The organism is Nocardia sp. NPDC051570 (assembly GCF_044454005.1).
Lineage (GTDB): Bacteria > Actinomycetota > Actinomycetes > Mycobacteriales > Mycobacteriaceae > Nocardia.
The window spans coordinates 159,253-179,345 of record NZ_JBITDI010000004.1; the positions used below are offsets into that span (position 1 = coordinate 159,253).

Sequence of the window (20,093 nt, forward strand, 5' to 3'; positions counted from 1 at the left end):
ATCAATCTCCCTTCGTGCGGCGGGCACCGTAGGCCAGGTGCTCGTCCTCGAAATCGGCCAGCTCGGTGAGGGTTTCGGCGATGAGGCCGGTGTTCACGGTGCCGCCGTGCTCGGCGCGCATACGGGCGTGCAGCAGCAGCGGGGTCAGGGCCTGCCAGCGGGCCACCGCGCGCTCCCAGTGCGCGCGACCGGCCTCGTCGAGCGCCTCGGGATCGTGCCGGGCGGCCCACAGCAGCGTCTCGCGCTGGCGCAGCGCCTGCCACAGATCGTCGTTCTGCGCGAAATCGGCCGGGGTGCGGGCGAATCGGTAGCGCGCGGCCAGGGCCGCCAGCGCGTCCTTACCCACCAGGCGACCCACCGGGGCCGGGGTGATCAGCGGATCCGGATCGGCCTCGAGCCAGCGATAGGTGCGCTCGCGGGCGATATCGTCGGCACCGGCCATCGCCTGCTCGCGCAGCGTGGACGCCGAGTGATGCTCGCCCAGAGCCGTTGCCCAGGACCGCAATTCGACCGGATCGGGGACCTGGATGCGGCTGCCGGGCTGGTGGCCCAGATCGGTCGCGAAGTCCAGCGGATCCTCGATCACCCAGCCGCCGCCGTGATCGACGATGGCCAGCCAGTGCGTGCCGTGCAACCGGCCGTGCGCGCGCTGCCAGGGCAGGTTGAAGTAGTCGGCGAGCAGTACCACCGCGCCGTGGCGCGAGATCTGTTCGGCCAGTGCGCCGTAGGCGGTATCCCAGTCGTCGCTGCCCGCGACCCGCAGGCCCAGGGTGGGCAGCGGCGGGGCCGGGTGATGCTCGAACCGCAGCAGCTCGCCCTCGGCCGGGCTGACCGCCAGATACGGTCCCTCGCTCAGCAGCGGCCGCCACCACCGCGCGTCCTCGCGGGCGGTCAGCGCCCCGGCCAGGGCCGCGGTGAAGCAGGTCAGCTTGTCGCCGTGCAGCAGTGGTGTCGTCATCGCGCCCTCAGCACTCGCAGGGAGTTGTCGAGATAGGCCGTGCGCGAGGCCGAGCGCTGGATCTTGCCGCTCGAGGTGCGCGGGATGGCGCCCGGGGCGACCAGCGCGATATCGTGCACGCCGACCTCGTGGACGTCGAAGATGGCCTGGCGCACCGCATTACGCAGTTCGGCCGCGGTCGCCGCACCCTCCTCGGTGTTCAGGTTCAGCCGGGCCTCCACCAGTACCACGATCTTCTCCCGGTCGTTCTCCTCGATCGAGAAGATCGAGCAGCGGCTGGGCAGTACCAGTGCATGGGCGTGTTCGGCGGTGGCCTCGAGATCCGGCGGATAGAAGTTGCGGCCGTCGACGATGATCAGATCCTTCAAACGGCTGGTCAGATACAGCTCGCCGTCGTGCAGGAAGCCGATATCGCCGGTGCGCAGATAGCGCTTGCCGTCGGTCGGGGACAGCTCGCCGCCGAAGGTCTGCTCGGACTCCTCGGGCCGGTTGAAGTATCCGGTGGCGATGGCCGGTCCGGACACCCACACCTCGCCGAGGCGGTGCTCGGGCAGCACCTCGCGGGTCTGCGGGTCGACGATCAGCATCTCGGTGCCGGGCAGCGCCCAGCCCGCGCCGACGATCTCCGCGCCGTCGCCGGCGGTCGGCGTCGCGAGGCCGTGGGCCAGTGCGTCGCGGTCCACGGTGACGGTCTGGATGCCGCCGCCGCTGCGCCAGGGCGCCGAGACGATCAGGGTCGACTCGGCCAGGCCGAATCCGGCGCATAACGTCTTGTCCCGCAATCCGTGCGGCGCGAACAGCTCGTCGAATCGGCGCATGGTGCTCACCCGCACCGGCTCGGCCCCGGCCAGGCCGTAGCGCCAGCGGCTCAGATCCAGCCGCGCCCGCTGCTCGGCGCCGATGCGCTGGGTGCACAGCTCATAGCCGAGATTCGGTGCGGGCGAACAGGTCTGCTGCGGCAGATCGCTGATGGCCTGCAGCCAGCGCTCGGGGCGACGCAGAAACGCCGACGCCGACAGCTGCACGATGTGATGGCCCTTGATCACCGGCAGGACCACGCCGACCATCAGGCCCATGTCATGGAACAACGGCAGCCAGCTGACGAAGGCCATATCCTCGCCCTCGGTGTCCATGCCGACCCGCGCGAACACGTCGTAGGTCTGGTACGCGTTGGCCAGCAGGCCCCTATGCGGCACCATCACACCGGCGGGGGTGCGGGTGGAGCCGGAGGTGTACTGCAGCAGCGCGGTGTGCTCGGCGCCGATCGCCGGGTACTCCCACGTATCCGCCAGCTCCTCGTCCACCTCGCCGGTGCTGAGCACCAGCCGGGTGGTGTCGATCGCCGAGTCGTCCAACCATTCGGTGACCCTGGACAATTCGTCGTCGTTGGTGATCAGGCAGGCCGGATCGGAGTCGGTGCAGACCGCGTCGAGCCGCCCGTTGGCGTTGTGCATACTCGGCGGAAACAGCGGTACCGCGACGATTCCCGCGTAGAGACAGCCGAAGAACGCCTTGACGTAGTCCAGCCCGGGCGGCAGCAGCAGCACCGCCCGCTCACCCGGCTGCGCCAGCTGCAGCAGACTGACCGCGAAAGCCCGCGCGTAGCGGTCGATCTCGGCGAAGGTGATGATCTCCTTCACCCCGTGCGGATCCTGGGTGTCGGGATAGCTGAGGAAGCTGTAGCCCACGGTGTCCGGCCGCAGCTCGGCCTGTGCCTGCAGGGCACGGACCATAGTGTCGTAGCGCACGGCCGGTGCGGCCGGGATCGTGGCGGTCATACTTCGACCTCCTGTCGGGTCGGCGGGGCCAGAAAGCCGATCTTGTGGAAGTAGCTCAGGTAGCGGCCGAACAGCTCGTGCGAGACCGGCGGGCACACCACACCGGAGCGCCCGACCTGCTCGTCGACCTCGAACCCCAGCGCGGGGCTCAGGCCCTCACCGGTGCCGAGCAGGCTCAGCACCCGGTAGGAGGCCGTCTCCGAGCCGGCCGCGGCGGCATGCGCCTCGACGGCGTCACGCCAGGCCATCGGCTCGTGCAACCGCACCGGCCAGCCCGCGTCGCGGATCCAGCCGACCGCGTCGGCGAATGCCGCGGGCGCGGGGTTGCGCAGGTGGTAGATGTGTGGGCCCGGTTCCGGGGAGTGCCGGCGCGCGAGTTCGACCATCGCGCCCGCCGCGTAGTCGGCCGGGGCCAGATCGACCGCGAACTCGACATCGGGGGCGAGTCCGACCTCCTGGCTGGCCTTGACCAGCAGCCAGAAGAAGTCGCTGGTCTGGCAGGCGCCGGTGACGCTATCGCCCGCGATGCGGCCGAGCCGGAAGATGTCGACCGGCAGACCACGCTCGGCGGCCTCGCAGACCAGTCGCTCGGCCACCCACTTGGTCTGCAGGTAGCCCAGCCGCAGCTGCGAGGGATCCTGCGGCGGCGCAGGGGTTTCCACCCGCCCGTCGACGCCGTCGCCGGGTCCGAGCACATACAGCGAGGACACGAAATGCAGTGGCAGACCGGCGGTTCGGGCCAACTCGACGAGTTCGTCGGTGCCGGTCACGTTGGCCGCCTCCAGCAGCCGGTACGGCAGGGCGAAGTTGACCTGTGCGCCGTTGTGATAGATGGCGTCGACGCCACGGCCCAGCAGCAGGAAGTCCTTCTCGCTCAGGCCCAGTCGCGGCGCGGACAGATCGCCCAGCACCGGAATCACCCGATCGAAGTCCGCGCGCGGCAGCTCATAGCTGTCGAAGGTCTTCGCCAGCCGCTCCAACCCCTCCGCGCGGCTGTCGGCACGCACCAGGCAATGGATGCGATAGTCGGTGCGCGCCAGCAGCTCTCGCAGCAGGAACGCGCCGACGAAGCCGGTCGCGCCGGTGAGCAGCACCGCGCCCGTGGCGGCGTGCGGGGTGATCTGCCACGGCCCGGCGGGCCAGTTCGCGGTGATCGCGCGCACCTCGGCCTCGTAGTCGATCGCCTCCTCGGCCGCGGCGTCGCCGGACAGCAGCGCGGCCACGCCCGCGACGGTGGGCCGGGCGAACAGCGAGCCGAGCGGAATGTCTTGGCCGAAGGTCTCCTTCAGCCGCAGCATGAGCTGCGCGGCCAGCAGCGAATGCCCGCCCAGATCGAAGAAGTTGTCCTCGCGGCCCACCTTCGGATTGCCCAGCACCTGGGCGAACACCGCGGCGATCCGCTGTTCGAGCACCGTGCGCGGCGGCTCGTAGGCCACCGGATTGCGGCGCAGCACCGGCGCGGGCAGGGCGCGACGATCCAGTTTCCCGTTGGTGGTCAACGGGAATCGGTCGAGCACCACCACACCGGCGGGCACCATATGCGCGGGCAGTCGCCGCGCCAGATGCGCGCGCACCGCCACGGCCAGATCGTCATGCGCCTTGACCCGCAACGGATCCGAGGCCACCACGGTCTCGCGCCACTTGTCGGCGCGAGCCGGGGCATCGGCGACCGGAACGTCCCAGCGGGTGGCGACCACGTCGTAGCGGCCGCCCGCGCGGCGCAGGGCCTCGATGCGGTAGGAAACCTGTTCCGTGAGAGCCAGATACGCCTCCGGGTTGATGCCACCGGAATCGGCGAGCCGGGTGCGCAGCTCCGGTGCGGCGGCGCGGCCGCGCGACAGCTCCGCGACGATGGCCAGCGGACCGGCCGCGCGGGCGTCGAGCACATCGGGCACCACGAGCGCCTCGGGCTGTTCGCGGGTCAGCAGCTCCGACAGCATCGCCGGGGTGGTGGCCGGGTCGAGGACCCGCGCCAGCGCGGGGCGTTGCGGCGCACCGGCGTACAGCACGGCGTCGTAGCGGAAGCGCGACATCTCGTTGAGGTGTTCGCCGCGGCGCAGGCGGATGCGTGCGCCCGTCAGGCGCGGGTGGTCCGCCGCCAGATCGCTGAAATACTTTGGAGCCAGCAGCAATTCGGCGTCGCGATCGCAGGCGGCGCGGACCGCGCCGGACAGTTCCGACGCACCGGTGCTCGGCGCGGCCGCCATTTCCACGGTGGCGTGGAAGGCCTGCAGCAGACCCAGGTCGCGGACGTCGCCGACGAACAGCACGCCGTCGGGGGCGAGCAGGTCGGCGGCGTGGCGCAGCACCCGGGTGAGGTAGTCCGCGCTCGGGAAGTACTGCACGACCGAGTTGATGAGGATGACGTCGTAGGGGCCGGTCAGTTCGGCGGGCAGTTCGTCGGCCGCGCCTTGGAACAGCCGCACATGCTGTAGATCGGCGTGATCGCCGACGATGTTCTCGCGCACGTGCCCCAACGCCGTGGCCGACATGTCGGTACCGTCGTAGGCCTCGCAGCCGGGCGCCAGCCGCGACAGCAACAGCCCGGTGCCACAACCGATTTCGAGCACCTTGCGGGGCGCGAAGCCGCGCACCGCCGACACCGTGGAGTCGACCCATTCCCGCATATGCTCCTCGGGAATGGCGGCATTGGTATAGGAGTCGTTCCAGCCGGTGATGTTGAAATCGGCCTCGATATCGTCGCGATGCTGACCGTAGGTGCTGTCGAAGACGACCTCCCAGTCGGAGACCTGGCCGGCCTCGGCGGCGTCGGCCTGGGAGTAGGCCTGCTCGCTCGGGGTCAGATAGGCGACCAGCGCGACCGTGCCGCCGGAGTCCTCGCGGGCCAGCACGACGGATTGCTCCACGCCCGCGTGGTCGTCGATGACGGCCTCGATCTCGCCGAGTTCGATGCGGAAGCCGCGGACCTTCACCTGATGGTCGATGCGGCCCAGGTACTCCAGATCGCCGTCGGCGCGGCGGCGGGCCAGATCGCCGGTGCGGTAGAGGCGGCGCTCACCGAGCAGGGGGTGGTGCACGAAGCGTTCGGCGGTCAGCTCGTCGCGACCCAGATAGCCGCGGCCGACACCCGCGCCGAGCACGTACATCTCACCGGAGACCCCGTCGGGCACGGGACGTCCGGCCGGGTCGAGGATGAGCACGCCCAGATCCGGCAGCGGCACACCGATCAGGCTGCCCGCGGCGGATTCGATATCGGCGCGGCTCAGCGCGCGGTAGGTGACGTGCACGGTCGTCTCGGTGATGCCGTACATGTTGACCAGCTGGGCGGATTCGCCGTGGCGGTCGTACCAGGGACGCAGGCTCGGCAGGTCCAGGGCCTCGCCGCCGAACACGATGTAGCGCAGGGACAATTCGTCGCCGCGCGGGCCGTCCAGGGTCGGGATCAGCTGCAGGAACGCCGAGGGCGTCTGGTTGAGGACCGTCACCTTCTCGCGCACCAGCAGATCCGCGAACGATTCCGCGCTGCGGCTGATCTCGCTGGGCACCACGACCACGCGGCCGCCGCGCAGCAGCGCGCCCCACATCTCCCAGACCGCGAAGTCGAAGGAGTAGGAGTGGAACATCGTCCACACGTCGTGCGGGCCGAAGTCGAACCAGCGCGCGGTGGTGGAGAACAGGCGAACCACGTTGGCGTGCTGGATGATCACGCCCTTGGGCACACCCGTCGAACCGGAGGTGTAGATGACGTAGCAGGGGTCCGCGGGCGTGACGGCCGCGAGGTCACCGGCGGTGGCGACGGCCTCGGCGGGCTCGTCGACCAGCAGCAGGCTCGGCGCGGTCGCGCGCAGCGGCTGCGCCAGCGAGGTCTGCGTGATGACCAGGCGCGCACCGGAATCGGTGATCATGAACTCGATGCGCTCGGCCGGGTTCATCGGATCCAGCGGGACGTAGGCGGCCCCGGCCTCGAGGACGGCCAGGATCGCGATCACGACCTGCGCCGAGCGCTCCAGGTGGATGCCGACGAAATCGCCGCGGCCGATGCCCTGGGCGCGCAGGCGGCGCGCCAGTTCCGTTGCGGCGGCGGACAGTTCGGCGTAGCTGACGCTGTCCTCGCCGAAGCTGACCGCGACGGCGTCCGGGGTGCGGGCGGCCTGCTCGGCGAACAGCTCGTGCAGAGTCTGCGCGGGGGCGGCCTCGTACTCCTCCACCGGCAGGGCCGCGCGCAGCGCGCGCTCGGCCTCGTCGGCGCTGAGGAACTCCAACTCGGCGAGCGAGGTGTCGGGCCGCGCGACCGCGGCGGCGAGCAGCGAGACGAAGTGGCGCCCGATCGCGGCGACGGTCGGCTCGTCGTAGAGGTCGGTGTCGTATTCGATCGCGCCGACCAGCTCCTCGCTGACCGGCGTCAGGGTCAGCAGCACATCGAATTTGGCTGTGCCCGAATGCACTTCGAGGTACTCAGCGCGCACGCCGGCGACGGTCAGCTCCGGCATGGCGGTGTTCTGCAGCACCACCGCGGTGCGGAACAGCGGCGAGTGCGACAGCTCGCGGTCGGGGCGTACATGCTCGACGACCAGGTCGAACGGGGCTTCCTGATGGTCGAACGCGTCGAAGATGACGCCCTGCTCGCGGGCGAGCAGTTCCCGGAAGCTCGGGTTGCCGGACAGGTCCGTGCGCAGCGCCAGCGCGTTGACGAAGAAGCCGATCAGCTGCTCCACCTCGGGGCGGGTGCGGTTGGCGATCGGGGTGCCGACGGTGATGTCCTCGGCGCCGGTGTAGTAGCGCAGCAGGGCCTTGAATCCGGCCATCAGTGCGACGAAAAGCGTTGCGGGACGGTCGTTGCGGCGCACCTCGTTGGCCAGGCCGCGCAGGCCGTTCACGACATCGGCGGGGATGGTGAAGGGCAGGCGCGCGCCGCGGCTGTCGGGCTTCAGCGCGCGCGGACGGTCCGGATGGAAGGTCACCAGCGGCGGCTCGTCGCCGAGTACGCCGCGCCAGTAGTCCAGATCGCGGCCGAAATCGTCGCGCTCCACCCGATCCCGCAGCCACCCCGCGTAATCGGGGTACTGCACCTGCAATTCGGGCAGCGCGGGAGTGCGGCCCTCGACCAGTTCGCCGTAGGCGCTCATCAGCTCGCTGGCGAAGACGCCCAGCGACCAGCCGTCGGAGATGATGTGATGCATCGCGACCGCGAACAGCGATTCGGTATCGCTCAACCGGACCAGCAGCACCTCGAACAGCGAGCCGGACAGATCGAACAGGGTGCGGCTGAACTGCTCGACGCGGACCACCGCATCGGCCTCGGGCCGCCGCGAATCCAGCGCCGAACGCTCCACGACGGTGAACGGCACCGGACCGGCCGCGCCGACCACCTGCACCGGAATGCCGTCGCGCAGTTCGATACTCGTGCGCAGCGAATCGTGCCGGTCGATGACCACCGCGATCGCCCGGCGCAGCGCGTCGGGGTCCAGCGGGCCGTACAGCCGCAGCGCCAGCGGCATGGTATAGGTGGGGCGGCCCGGGAACAGCTGCTCCAGGAACCACAGCCGCTGCTGGGCGGCCGACAGGCCCACGGCACCGTTATCGGTGCGACGCGGGATGGCCGAGCGGTCGTTTCGACCGGTCGCCCAGCGCTTCAGCAGTTCCCGCCGGGAACCGCGAATATCAACGGTCTCAGGCATGTTCGTTGCTCTCCTCGGTGGTGCCGCGCTCGCCGAGCAGCAGTTCGACCTCACTGTCGGACATATCGTCGAGCCGGTTGATCAGGTCCTGGGCGATGACATCGGCCATGCCGGCGATGGTGGGCCGGGCGAACAGATCGCCGAGCACCAGCTGTACGGGGAATACGGCCCGCAGACGGGTCGCCACATGCACGGCCATCAACGAATCGCCGCCCACTTCGAAGAAGTTCGCGTGTGCGCCGATGGTGTCGGAACCGAGTGCCTCGTACCAGATCTCGGCCACACGGCCGCGGATCGCCTCGGTGAAGTCGTCGGCGTCATCGGCGGCGAGGGACGAATCGGGGTCGGTGGCGGGATCGGGGTCGAGTACGCCGTCGGTGGGCACGACCGACAGATGGCTGCCGGCGGGCAGGTGGGAGGAGGTCTCCGCCGCCACGAGCGGTGCCGTGCTCCGCGGAGTCGCGCGGGTGCGCGGGGCCTCCGGCGGATCGATCCAATACCGTTGCAGGGCAAATGGATAGGTCGGCAGGCTCACGGTGGCGTGTGCGGTGTCCGCGTGTGCGGCGGCGAGGTCGATCTCGAGGCCGTGCAGCCACAGCCGTCCGGCCGCCTCCACGATCGCCGTGGCCGCGGGTCGCCCACCTGTCGCGGTGCCCGCCGACGCTACGGCCACGACCTCGCGAGAGGCAGTGCGCAGGAACGACATCAGGGATTTGCCGGGGCCGACCTCGAGGCCGATCAGTTCGGGATGGCGGCGGGTCAGCTCCTCGGCCGCCTCGCGGAAGCGGACCGTGCTGGTCATCTGCCGGGCCCAGTAGTCCGGATCGGTGGCCTGTTCGGCGGTGATGGGGGCGCCGGTCAGGTTGGACCAGAACGCCTCTCGCGGCGCCTGCCGGGCGACGGTGCCGACCAGTTCGGCGAACCGCGCGGCGGCCTCGTCCATCAGCGGCGTGTGGAAGGCGTGCGCCACCGGCAACGGCGAATGCGCGATCCCGTCCTGCGACAGCGATTCGGCGAAGCGGCCCACGGCCGCCTGCGTACCGGCGACCACGCAGCGGGTGGCGGAGTTGTCGGCGGCCAGCCACACATCCTCGGGCAGCCGCTCGATCAGGTCCTGCGCGCCGACCGAGACCGCGAGCATGGCCCCGGGCGGGGCGGCGGCCATGATGCGGCCGCGCCCCACCACCAGGCGCAGCGCCTCCGGCAGCTCGAAAACCCCTGCCAGGGTGGCGCACACCAGTTCGCCGAGACTGTGTCCCAGCAGTTCGCGGGGTGCGACGCCGAATGCGCGCCACATGCCCGCCAGGGCGTATTCGATCGAGAACAAGGCCACCTGGGTCTGCTCGGTTCCCTCGCCACCGAGTAGGGCGGCATCCAGATCGAATCCGCTGTCCTCGCGCAACAGCCGCGCGCATTCGCGCAGCCGATCGCCGAAGGCCGGTACCGCGTCGGCCAATTCGGCGAACAGCGATCCCAGCGCGATCCCCTGCCCGGGGAACAGCGCCACCACCGCAGGATCCACGAACGCCTGCCCAGCGCTCGGGCGGCCGAATGCGGTGGCCGCCTCGGCCGTGGTCTCGGCGACCACGAGCCGACGGTGCGGGAAGCGACGCCGACCCTTGTCCAGGGTCCGCGCGATCGCCGCGAGGTCTTGGCCGGTCTCGGCCAGATGTGCAGACAACCGCTGCGCGAGCCGATCCGCGTCCTCGGCCGTGCGGGCCGAAATCACCAGCGCGCGCGGGCCTTTCGCGACCGAGGCGGCGGGGGTGGGCGGCTGCTCCACGATGACGTGGGCATTGGTGCCGCCGATGCCGAACGCACTCACCGCGGCCCGGCGCACCTGCGCGTCGAACGGCCGCAGCTCGGTGTTGACGAAGAACGGGCTCGCCGCGAAATCGATTTCCGGGTTGGCCCGCGAGAAGTTCAGGCTGGCCGGGATCTGCCCCTCCCGCACGGTGAGCACGGCCTTGATCAGGCCCGCCACACCGGCGGCGGAATTCAGGTGGCCCAGATTGGTCTTCACCGAGCCGAGCGCGCAGAACTGGTTGGCCTCGGTATGTTCGCGATAGGCCGCGCTCAGCGCCGCCACCTCGATCGGATCGCCGAGTTTGGTGCCGGTGCCGTGCGCCTCGACGTAGCCGATGCTGGCGGCGTCGATACCCGCCACCGACAGCGCCTCGCGGATCACCGCGCGCTGTCCGGCGATACCGGGCGCGGTGAAGCCGACCTTGCGGCCGCCGTCGTTGTTGATCGCCGAACCGAGGATCACCGCGTGGATGTGATCGCCGTCGGCGAGCGCGTCGGACAGCCGCTTGAGCACGACCGCGCCCGCGCCCGAACCGAAGACGGTGCCCGCGGCCGAGGCATCGAAGGCCCGGCAGTGCCCGTCGGGCGAGAGGATCGAACCCTCCTCGTAGAGGTAGCCCGCCTCATGCGGCACCTGCACGCTCGCCCCGCCCGCCAGCGCCACATCGCATTGGAAGTCCACCAGCGCCTGCACGGCCTGATGCACTGCCACGAGCGACGTGGAGCATGCGGTCTGCACCGAGACGCTGGGCCCGGTCAGGTTGAGCTTGTAGGAGATCCGGGTGGCCAGATAGTCCGAGGCGTTGCCGTGCAGCGCGTGCAGCTGCGCCGACGGGCTGTCGAAGGTGGCGGCATGCCCGATCAGATTGCGCAGCAGATAGGTGCTGATGCCCGCGCCCGCGAAGACGCCGACCGGATTGGGGTTGTCCACCGGCACGATTCCGGCGTCCTCGAACGCCTCGTACGCGCACAGCAGGAACAGCCGATGCTGCGGATCGAGGAACTGCGCCTCGCGCGGGCTCATCTCGAAGAACTCGGCGTCGAACTTGTCGTGATCGGCGAGCGTCGACCCCGCGTGCACATAGCCGTACGGCGGATCGACCGGCATGGCCGCGGTGCGCAGCGGCCGGATGGATTCGTGGCCGTCGCACAGGTTGCGCCAGTAGTCGCCGATCGTGTCCGCGTCCGGCAGGCGGCAGGCCATGCCTACCACTGCGATACGGAAGTCGTTGTCTGCGTCGGTCATTCGTCACTCCCGTTGAGGTCCGGCGTGCCGGGACGGCGATGGGCGCGGCGGCGGGCGGCGGCGGCGCGCCGATCCTGGCCGCGGTCGGTGTCCTCCGGTTCGGTGGTGCGTCCGGCCAGCAATCGGGCCAGATCTTCCACCGTCGGCGCGGCGAACAGGTCGGTCATGGCCAGCTGTGTGCCGAGGCGGCGTTCCAGCAGGCCGCGGGCGCGGGCCAGGGCCAGCGAATGCCCGCCCAGGTCGAAGAAGTTCTGCCCGAGCCCGACCTCGCGCTCGAGCACCTCGGCCCACACCTCGGCCACGACCTTCTCCAGCTCCGTACGAGGCGGGGTGAAGACCGGATCGGCGGCGGGCGCGATCCGGGGCAGCCGGTTCTGGTCGAGCTTGCCGGTCAGGCCGCGGGGCAGGGCATCGAGCACCATGTACGCCGACGGAGTCATGTAGTCGGGCAGGCGGGTTCGCAGATATCCCGACAGCTCGCTGTAGTCCGGGGCGAGCGGGCCGTCCTGGGTCACATAGGCGACCAGGCGCGGCTCGCCGGCGTGCCGATCCAGCACGACCGCGGCCTCGCCGACGGTGTGATGCGACCGCAGCACGGTCTCGGCCTCTCCCGGTTCCACTCGGTGTCCGCGGATCTTGACCTGGCGGTCCTTGCGGCCGACGAAGACCAGCTGCCCATCGGTCAAGCGGCGGGCGAGGTCACCGGTGCGGTAGTACCGCACGCCCTCGGCGTCGACCCCGAAGACGGTGTCGGTGAGCTCCGGACGATGCCAGTAACCGAGCGCCACCTGCGGGCTGCGCAGCGTAAGCTCGCCGAAAACCTCTGTGGGGCGGCCCTTTTCGTCGACGATATCGACGTCGATGATATCCACCGCATGGCCGATCGGCACGCCGACGCGATCGGTATCGGCCGGGGTGATGATGTGCTGCAGGGCCACCGAGCATTCGGTGGGGCCGTAGAGGCTGACGAACTGGGTGTCCGGGCCGAAGTGCCGCCCGAAGTCGGTCACGTCACCGGGCACCACCTGCTCACCGCCGAGCCCGACCAGCCGGATCTGCGACGGCAGCCACGGATCGGCGGCATCGCTGAGCAGATACCGGAACAGCGTCGGAGTGCAGTGCAGCACGGTCACTCCGGCGCTTTCGATCTCCGCGCGCAGCGCCGCCGGGGTGAACAGATGCGGATCGATGACATGCAGTTCCGCACCGGCCACCGCGGCGCCGAAGGAGTTCAGGATGCCCGCGTCGAAGGTGTAGCGGGCGGGCGCGGCCACCACGTCGCCGGGGGCGATACGCAGCCGCCGGGCGTAGCAGACCGCATGGGCCAGAGCGTTTTCCGAGCTCTGCGCGACACCCTTGGGCCGGCCGGTGGAGCCGGAGGTGTAGGTGATGTAGGCCGGATCATCCGCCTCGAGGGCGTGCTCGACGTGATGGATCGGGCCCGGCGACAGATGCGCCTCACCCGGCCGCGCCGACACCGGCAGGATGCGCACCCCGCCCGCGATGGCGCGCGCGATATCGATCCGGGCCGGATCACACAGCAGCGCGGAGACTTTCGCCTCCTCGAGGATTTCGATCAGGCGGGCCTGCGGTGCGCGCGGATCCAGGGGCACATAGGTGACACCCGCGCGCAGTGCGGCCCACACCGCGACGAAGCTCTCCGGGGAGTGGTCGTAGAGCAGCGCCACTCGGCCGCCCGGCTCCCCCACCCGCAGCACCTGGCGGGCCGCGTCGTCGGCGAGCGCGTCCAGTTCCGCGTAGGTGGTGCTGCGCTCGTCGTTGCTCAGAGCCTGTGCCCCAGCACGGGTTCGGGCGATATGCGCGAGCCGGTCGGCCAGCGTCTCGCCGGGCTCGGGCTCGGGCACCGAGGGCAGTCCGGGCAGCGCCCAGGCGACCGGAGTGGTCGAACGAGCCGGCTCGCCGAGGGTGATCTCGCCGACCGGTCGCGCCGGATCCGCGGCGATGGCGGCCAGCGCTCCGGCGTAGTGCCGCAGGAAGCGGCGCGCGGTCTCGGCCTCGTAGAGGTCGGTGCTGTACTCCAGGCTCAGCTTGATATCGCCGCCGGTCTCGTCCACGGTCAGATCGAGATCCAGCTTGGCCGTGCGGCGCGGCGCGTCCACCATCGCCATGTCCAGACCGGCCATGGCCAGCGCGGGCGGCGGGGTGTTCAGATAGTTGAACATGACCTGCGCCAACGGGGTTCGGCTCAGATCGCGCTGCGGGACCAGCGCGGCGATCACCTTCTCGAAGGGGCAGTCCTGATTGGCGTGCGCCTCGAGCACCACCGTGCCGACGCGGCCCACCAGATCGCTGAACGACTCGTCCGGATCCACCTCGGCGCGCAGGGCGAGGGTGTTGAGGAAGCAGCCGACCAGTGGCTCGGTGGCCGAGCGGGTGCGGCCCGCGATCGGCGAGGCGACCGTGAGGTCGTACTGCCGGGTGTAGCGGTGCAGCATGGTGTAGAAGGCCGACAGCAGCACCGCGAAGGTCGTCACGCCCTGTGCCGCAGCGATTTTCCGCACCTGCGCCATCACGTCCGGATCGACGGTGGCGTACTCCACCGCACCGTTCGAGCTGCGCCGGGGCGGGCGGCGGAAGTCGCCGGTGACCTCGGTGGTCAGCGCGCCGGTCAGCGCGCCGCGCCAGTAGTCGAGCTGGGCATCGAGATGGTCGGCGTTATCGCGCTGCCAGATGGCGTAGTCGGCGTATTGCACAGTCAGCGGCGGCAATTCGGCGGTGACACCGGACTGCAGCGACCGGTAGTGTGCCGAGATCTCCTGGCTCAGCACCGCGATCGACCAGCCGTCGCAGACGATGTGGTGCAGCGCGATCATCAGCAGATACTCGTCGGGGCCGGTCACCAGCAGGTGGTAGCGCCAGACCGGACCCTCGGCCAGATCGAACGGCGCGCTGTACACGCCTGCGGCGACGTCGTTTTCGACCCGGTCCCGCTCGGCGGGCGCGAGGCCGGTCAGATCGGTGACGGGCAGGGTGCGCGGGGCGAAGGGCAGCACCCGCTGGCGCAGCTGGCCGTCCTCGGTGGTCAGATAGACCGTGCGCAGCGCCTCGTGTCGCTCCTCGACGCGGCCCAGCGCCGACTCGATCGCGGCCGCGTCCACCGTGCCGCGCAGGCGAAGTCCGCCCGGCATGATGTAGGTGCTGCTGCCCGGGGCGAAGGTCTCCAGGAACCACAGCCGCTCCTGGGCGTAGGACACCGGCAGCAGATCGCCCTCGGCGCGTTCGGCGGGGCGCAGCGCCACCACCGAATCGCCCTCGGCCAGCGCCGATTCCAGCAGTCGCGCGGCCTGGGCGACGGTGGGGCGCTCGAACAGGTCGCGCAGGGAGATCTGCACGCCGAATTCGTCGAGCAGCTGCGACAGCAGTCGCGTGGCCGCCAGCGAGGTGCCGCCGAGCAGGAAGAAGTCATCGTTGCGGCCCACCGCGGGGGCGTCCAGGGCGTGGGACCACAGTTCGGCGAGGCGGATCTCCAGCGGGCCCTCGGGTTCGCTGGGGCCGTCGGCCTCGATCGATGACTCCGCCTGCGCCGCCGAGTATTCCGGGGTTTCGGGGATGAGGTGCGCGGTGCGCTCGGCCAGCCAGACCGCGACGGCCGGATGTAGTTGCGCGGGGGCGGATTCGGTGGTCCACGACAGGAGGCGGCGGCCGAGTTCCCAGCCGGTCTCGTAGGAGTCCGGGGCGGTCGCGGGGATGAGAACCGCTCGGGTGGAGACGGTTTCGGGCAGCGCGTGGCCCACGGGGGCCAGGGCGAGGACGCCGATACCCGCCCGGGCGGCGGCCTCGGCCAGCGCCAGCGCGCCCGCCTCGTCGGCATGGCCGAATCCGTTGGCCGCGACGAGCAGATCGGCGCGGGCGTCGACGGGCTCGTTGGCGGCGGCCGCGACCACCCGCGCGGGAATGCCGCCGCGGTGCAGGGCCTCGGCCACACCCGCTGCGAGAGCAGCGGATTCGCCCGCGACGCGGATCACCAGGTGGTGCCGGGGCAGGGCGCCCACCAGCTGCGCCACCGACGCGTCCGGATCGGCGGCCGCGGCCCGGGCGACGGACAGGAAGTCCTGCACCAGATGTCCCGCGGCTCGTGCGTCGAGCAGTGCGGTGTTGTAGGTGACCTCGCAGATGAGTTCGGCGCCCGCCTCGGCGATATGCAGCACGAGGTCGTACAGGGTCGCCCCGGTCTCGATGGTCTGCCAGTCGACCTCGAGATCCCATTTGCTCAGATCGGGGCGCTGCAGCCGCTGCTGCACGAACAGCACCTGGAACACCGGGCTGAACCGCGGATCCCACGGGCCGCCCACGGATTCCACGATGCTCTCGAAGGGCACCGTCTCGTCCTCGTAGGCGGACATCGCGGTATCGCGGACCAGTCGCAGCAGTTCGGCGAAGGACTGTCCGGCGGCGATATCCGAGCGCACCGGCACGGTGTTGACGAAATGCCCGATGGTGCGGGCCAATTCGTCCTGCGGCCGGGCGGCCATCGGAATGCCGATGCCGAAGTCGTAGCGGCCGGTATGCGCGGTCAGGGTCAGCTGATAGCAGGCCAGCAGGAAGACGAAGGGCGGCACGCCATGTGCCGCGGCGGCGTCCCGGATAGTGGCGGCCAGCGCGGACGGCACCGGCTCGTGCAGGCGAACGCCGTCGTTACGCACCCGGGGCGGGCGCGGGCGGCCGACCGCCACATCCAGCGGCGGCGCGCCCCGCAGACGAGTCGCGCGCCGCTCGATCGCGGTGGTGCGGGGAGGTTGGCCCGCATCCCATTCCGCGAAGTCGGCGTAGTGACGCGCCGGGGTGACCGGCCGTCCGTCGTACGCCGCCCACAGCTGCTCGACGAGCAGCGTCATCGACAGACCGTCGAGCACCAGGTGGTGGGCGACGATCGCCAGCATCCATTCGGCCTCGGCCAGCCGCAGCAGCGTCCAGCGCACCGGCGGCCCGGTCAGCAGGTCGAAGCGGGCGGTCGCGCGCGAGGCCAGCAGCTGCCGCGCCGCGTCGGCACGCGCCGACTGGGGCACCAGGCGCAGATCGTGCAGCTGCCAATCGAGTTCGAGATCCGCGCGCACCTCGGCCCGTAGCTCCGGGGTGGCGGCGAAGATCGTGCGCAGGGCGTGCTGCTGATCGACCACCGCCGCCGCGGCCGCCCGCAGCGCCTGCGGGTCCAGGCTGCCGTTGATCGTCAGACCGATCGGCACGTGATAGAGCGCGTCGTTGTCGGCAAGCTGCTCGTGCAGCCAGATCCCGCGCTGGGCGGGTGTCGCGGCGAACGGACCGGTGGCGGTGCGCACCGGAATTCCGGTGCCGCCCAGGCCCGCGGCGCGCTTTTCGCGCAGCCGCGCCAGTGCCAGGTTGCTAGCTGGTGAGTTCATGTTCGTTCTCCAACAACGCATTTGCCTGATCGACCAGCAGTTGCTCCAGTGCTGCCGCCACGCGGGCCACGGTGGGCTCCTCGAACATGGCGCGCAGGGGGAACTCGATGTCGAACAGTTCGCGGACCCGGCGAGCGAACCGGGTGGCGAGCAGCGAATGCCCGCCGATGCGGAAGAAGTTCTCGAACACTCCGATGCGCTCGAGACCCAGCAGTTCGGCCCACATCTCGGCGACGAACTGCTCGTATTCGGTACGGGGGGCGACGAAGTCGGCGTCGTCGGCGAACAGCGGGCTGTGCGGCGTATCACCCGCGGGCGCCTCGAGGCGCGGCTGTCCGTCGATCACCCGATAGCTGCCGCGCTCGAAGGGGTAGAGCGGCAACCGAACCGGCGTCTTGACGGCGGAACCCAGTGCATCCCAGCACAATTCGTGGCCGCGCACATGCAGTTCGGCCGCCGAGGACAGCATGACGGTCAGATCGTCGAGCTCACGCGCCAGTGACGGCACCGCGATACCGGACCGATCATGGTGGCGCAGCAGGCTTTTCACCATGCTGCCGAGCACCGGATGCGGGCCGAGCTCGACGAAGGTCTGCACGCCCGCACCGATCATCGCGCCGACGGCGTCGGCGAAGGCCACCGGGGTCACGACCTCGTCGAGCCAATACTGCTTGCCCAGGCGCGAACCGGGGATCAGATCGCCGGTGACGGTGGAATAGAACGGGATCTGCCCGTCGGCCGCGGTGATCTCGCCGAGATCGGCGTCGAAGTGTTCCAGGCAGTCGGCCATGGCCGGGGTGTGGAACGCATGCTCGCCCGGCAGCCGCCGGGTCAGCACGGATTCCGCCTCCAGTCCGGCCAGCAACGCCTCGAGCGCTTCGGTCTCGCCGCCGATCAGGGTCCAGCGCGGCGCGTTGATCCCGGCCACGTGCACGTCGGCGGGCAGCTGCGGGGCCAGTTCGGCCGCGGGCAGATTGACCACGGCCATGGTCCCGTTGCCGCGCACCTTGGCGGTGGCCTTGGCGCGCGCGGCGATGACGCGGGCGGCGGTCGGACGATCGAGGGCGCCGCTGACGCAGGCCGCGGCCACCTCGCCGACGCTGTGCCCGGCCACCGCGGCCGGGGTGATGCCCCAGGAACGCCACAGCTCGGCCAGCGCGATCTGCACCGCGAAGATCACCGGCTGCGCGATCGCGGTATCGGCGAGCTCATCGGCATCGCGACCGCGGTCGACGATCTGGAACGGCGACCAGCCCAGCAGCGGACGCAGCTCGCGATCGACGGCCATCAGGGCGTCGCGGAACACCGGCTGACGTCGAATCAGGGTGCGGCCCATGCCGATCCACTGATTACCCTGCCCGGCGAACAGGAATCCGACCGATCCCGCGCCACTGCGCGGCACCCGGCCCGCGGCCGCACCCAGCGGCAGCGAACCGCTCGCGACGGCCGTGAGCCGCTGATGCAGCTCCTCGGCATTGCTCGCCACGACCGCCACGCGGTACGGGTGCTGGGTGCTGCGCGCGGTCGAGGCGTGCGACAGCGCGGCCAGATCGAGTTCCGCCGGATCGGCGAGCCGCTCGGTCCAGTCGTCGACCAGATCCAGGGCGGCCTGTTCGCCGCGCGCGGAGATCGCGAACAGATGCGCTCTGTCCGAGGGCTTCCGGGGTGCGGCGGCCTTGGGCCGGGCCGCGACGGGCCCCTCGGTCAGCACCACATGGGCGTTGGTGCCGCCCATACCGAAGGAGCTGACCCCGGCCAGGGCGGGACCCTCGTGCGCGGGCCACGGCATGTTCTGCGCGGCCACCGCGAACGGCAGCTGCTCGAAATCCAGATGCCGATTGGGTGTTTCGAAGTTCAGATTGGCCGGGACCCGCGCATGATGCACGGCCAGGGCCGTCTTGATCAGGCCCATCAGTCCGGCCGCGGCCTCGAGATGGCCGACGAGGGTCTTCACCGAGCCGACCAGGGCCTTGCCCTCGCCGCGCCCCTCGCCCAGCACCGCGCCCAGCGCGCGCGCCTCCACGGCATCGCCCAGGGCCGTTCCGGTGCCGTGCGCCTCGACGTACTGCACCTCGCCCGGGTTCACCCCGGCCCGCTGATAGGCGCGGCGCAGGACCTCGACCTGGGAGCGGTAGTTGGGGGCGGTCAAGCCGTTGGTGCGGCCGTCCTGATTGACCGCGCTGCCCAGCAGCACGGCGTAGACGCGATCACCATCGCGCTGCGCCTGCTCCAACGGCTTGAGCACGATCGCCGCACTGCCCTCGCCGCGGACATAGCCGTCGGCGCGGTCGTCGAAGGTCTTGCAGCGCCCGTCGGGCGCGAGCATGCCCGCATCGGCCAGCGAATCGGTGATCTGCGGTTCCAGGGTCAGCTGCACACCGCCGACGATGGCCTGATCGCAGTCGCCGTCGTGCAGCGCCCGCAGTGCCATATGCACCGCGACCAGCGACGAGGAGCACGCGGTATCCACGCTGACACTCGGGCCGCGCAGATCGTAGTGATAGGACAGCCGGTTGGCGGCGATACTGCTCGCCGTCCCGGTGACCGCGGCGATCGAACTGCCCTCGGCGCGGCCCAGATTGCGGGCGTGCTCGCCGGAGCTGATCCCGACGAAGACGCCGGTGGCGGTCCCGGTCAGGGTTTCGGTGGGCAGGCCCGCATCCGCCAGGGCGTCGGCGACCGTCTCCGCGAGCACCCGCTGCTGCGGGTCCATGAAGGCGGCCTCCTCGGCGGAGATGCCGAAGTACTTGGCATCGAAGGCATACGGGTCGGGCACGAAGGAGCCGAACCGGGAGCGGTGACCGTCGGTCTCGCCGACCGGTCCCCCGCCGCGATGCGCCGGCGCCGGTCCGACCAGCTCGTCGCCCCGCCACAGGGTCTCCCACATCTGCTCGGGCCCGCGCCGATCGCCGACCGCACAGCCGATGCCGACGATCGCGACCGGTTCCTGCGCACCGCGCGGACGCGGCGCGGGCACATTCGCGGCCAGGGGCTCGACCGTCTGGTCCTCCGGCGCGGCGACGACCGCGCCGGTGGCCAGGCCCCGGGCCATCTCCCGGACCGTGGGGTACTCCCACGGCAGATCCGGCGGCAGCGAGCGTCCCATCCAGGACGACAGGCGACCGATGAAGATGACAGCTACCGCGGAGGTGAGTCCGAAGTTCGCGAACGGCTCGGTGATCGCGATGTCATCCGGAGCCAGATCCAGTAGCTCCCCGAGTGTTTGCACCATGAAGGTGCTGATCTCGTCGGCGGTGCGACGAGCGACCTCTGCAGACATTGCCAAAC

Annotated in this window: 6 protein-coding genes; all 6 read right to left on the minus strand. The window is 70.7% G+C overall.

Annotated elements, in window-relative coordinates; genetic code table 11:
* Position 1: 1 nt before the first annotated feature.
* The 6 genes from ACIA76_RS11005 to ACIA76_RS11030 are packed head-to-tail and all read right to left on the minus strand — an operon-like array spanning position 2 to position 20,085.
* Positions 2–958: a hypothetical protein gene (locus tag ACIA76_RS11005; protein WP_397151040.1), complete on the minus strand. Its 957-nt coding sequence runs from the start codon at positions 956–958 to the stop codon at positions 2–4.
* On the minus strand, positions 955–2,736 hold the full coding sequence (locus ACIA76_RS11010; protein ID WP_397151042.1) for a fatty acyl-AMP ligase: 1,782 nt from the start codon (positions 2,734–2,736) through the stop codon (positions 955–957). The genes ACIA76_RS11005 and ACIA76_RS11010 overlap by 4 nt, the downstream gene beginning before the upstream one ends.
* Positions 2,733–8,375, minus strand: coding sequence for an amino acid adenylation domain-containing protein (locus ACIA76_RS11015; protein WP_397151044.1), 5,643 nt, complete (start codon positions 8,373–8,375; stop codon positions 2,733–2,735). Before ACIA76_RS11015 ends, ACIA76_RS11010 begins: the two co-directional genes overlap by 4 nt.
* A complete protein-coding gene (locus tag ACIA76_RS11020) occupies positions 8,368–11,427 on the minus strand; it encodes a type I polyketide synthase (RefSeq protein ID WP_397151046.1) in 3,060 nt (1,019 codons plus the stop codon). Before ACIA76_RS11020 ends, ACIA76_RS11015 begins: the two co-directional genes overlap by 8 nt.
* Positions 11,424–16,805 carry an amino acid adenylation domain-containing protein gene (locus ACIA76_RS11025; RefSeq protein ID WP_397151048.1) on the minus strand — a complete coding sequence of 1,794 codons (5,382 nt, stop codon included), beginning with the start codon at positions 16,803–16,805 and terminating at the stop codon, positions 11,424–11,426. The genes ACIA76_RS11020 and ACIA76_RS11025 overlap by 4 nt, the downstream gene beginning before the upstream one ends.
* Positions 16,789–20,085 carry a beta-ketoacyl synthase N-terminal-like domain-containing protein gene (locus ACIA76_RS11030; protein WP_397151050.1) on the minus strand — a complete coding sequence of 1,099 codons (3,297 nt, stop codon included), beginning with the start codon at positions 20,083–20,085 and terminating at the stop codon, positions 16,789–16,791. Before ACIA76_RS11030 ends, ACIA76_RS11025 begins: the two co-directional genes overlap by 17 nt.
* Between the last annotated feature and the right edge of the window lie 8 nt (positions 20,086–20,093).

What these genes read in the sequence shown, in the direction of transcription:
- ACIA76_RS11005 (WP_397151040.1), bottom strand. Translation starts at nt 958, where the DNA reads ATGACGACACCACTGCTGCACGGCGACAAGCTGACCTGCTTCACCGCG.
- ACIA76_RS11010 (WP_397151042.1), bottom strand. Translation starts at nt 2,736, where the DNA reads ATGACCGCCACGATCCCGGCCGCACCGGCCGTGCGCTACGACACTATG.
- ACIA76_RS11015 (WP_397151044.1), bottom strand. Translation starts at nt 8,375, where the DNA reads ATGCCTGAGACCGTTGATATTCGCGGTTCCCGGCGGGAACTGCTGAAG.
- ACIA76_RS11020 (WP_397151046.1), bottom strand. Translation starts at nt 11,427, where the DNA reads ATGACCGACGCAGACAACGACTTCCGTATCGCAGTGGTAGGCATGGCC.
- ACIA76_RS11025 (WP_397151048.1), bottom strand. Translation starts at nt 16,805, where the DNA reads ATGAACTCACCAGCTAGCAACCTGGCACTGGCGCGGCTGCGCGAAAAG.
- ACIA76_RS11030 (WP_397151050.1), bottom strand. Translation starts at nt 20,085, where the DNA reads ATGTCTGCAGAGGTCGCTCGTCGCACCGCCGACGAGATCAGCACCTTC.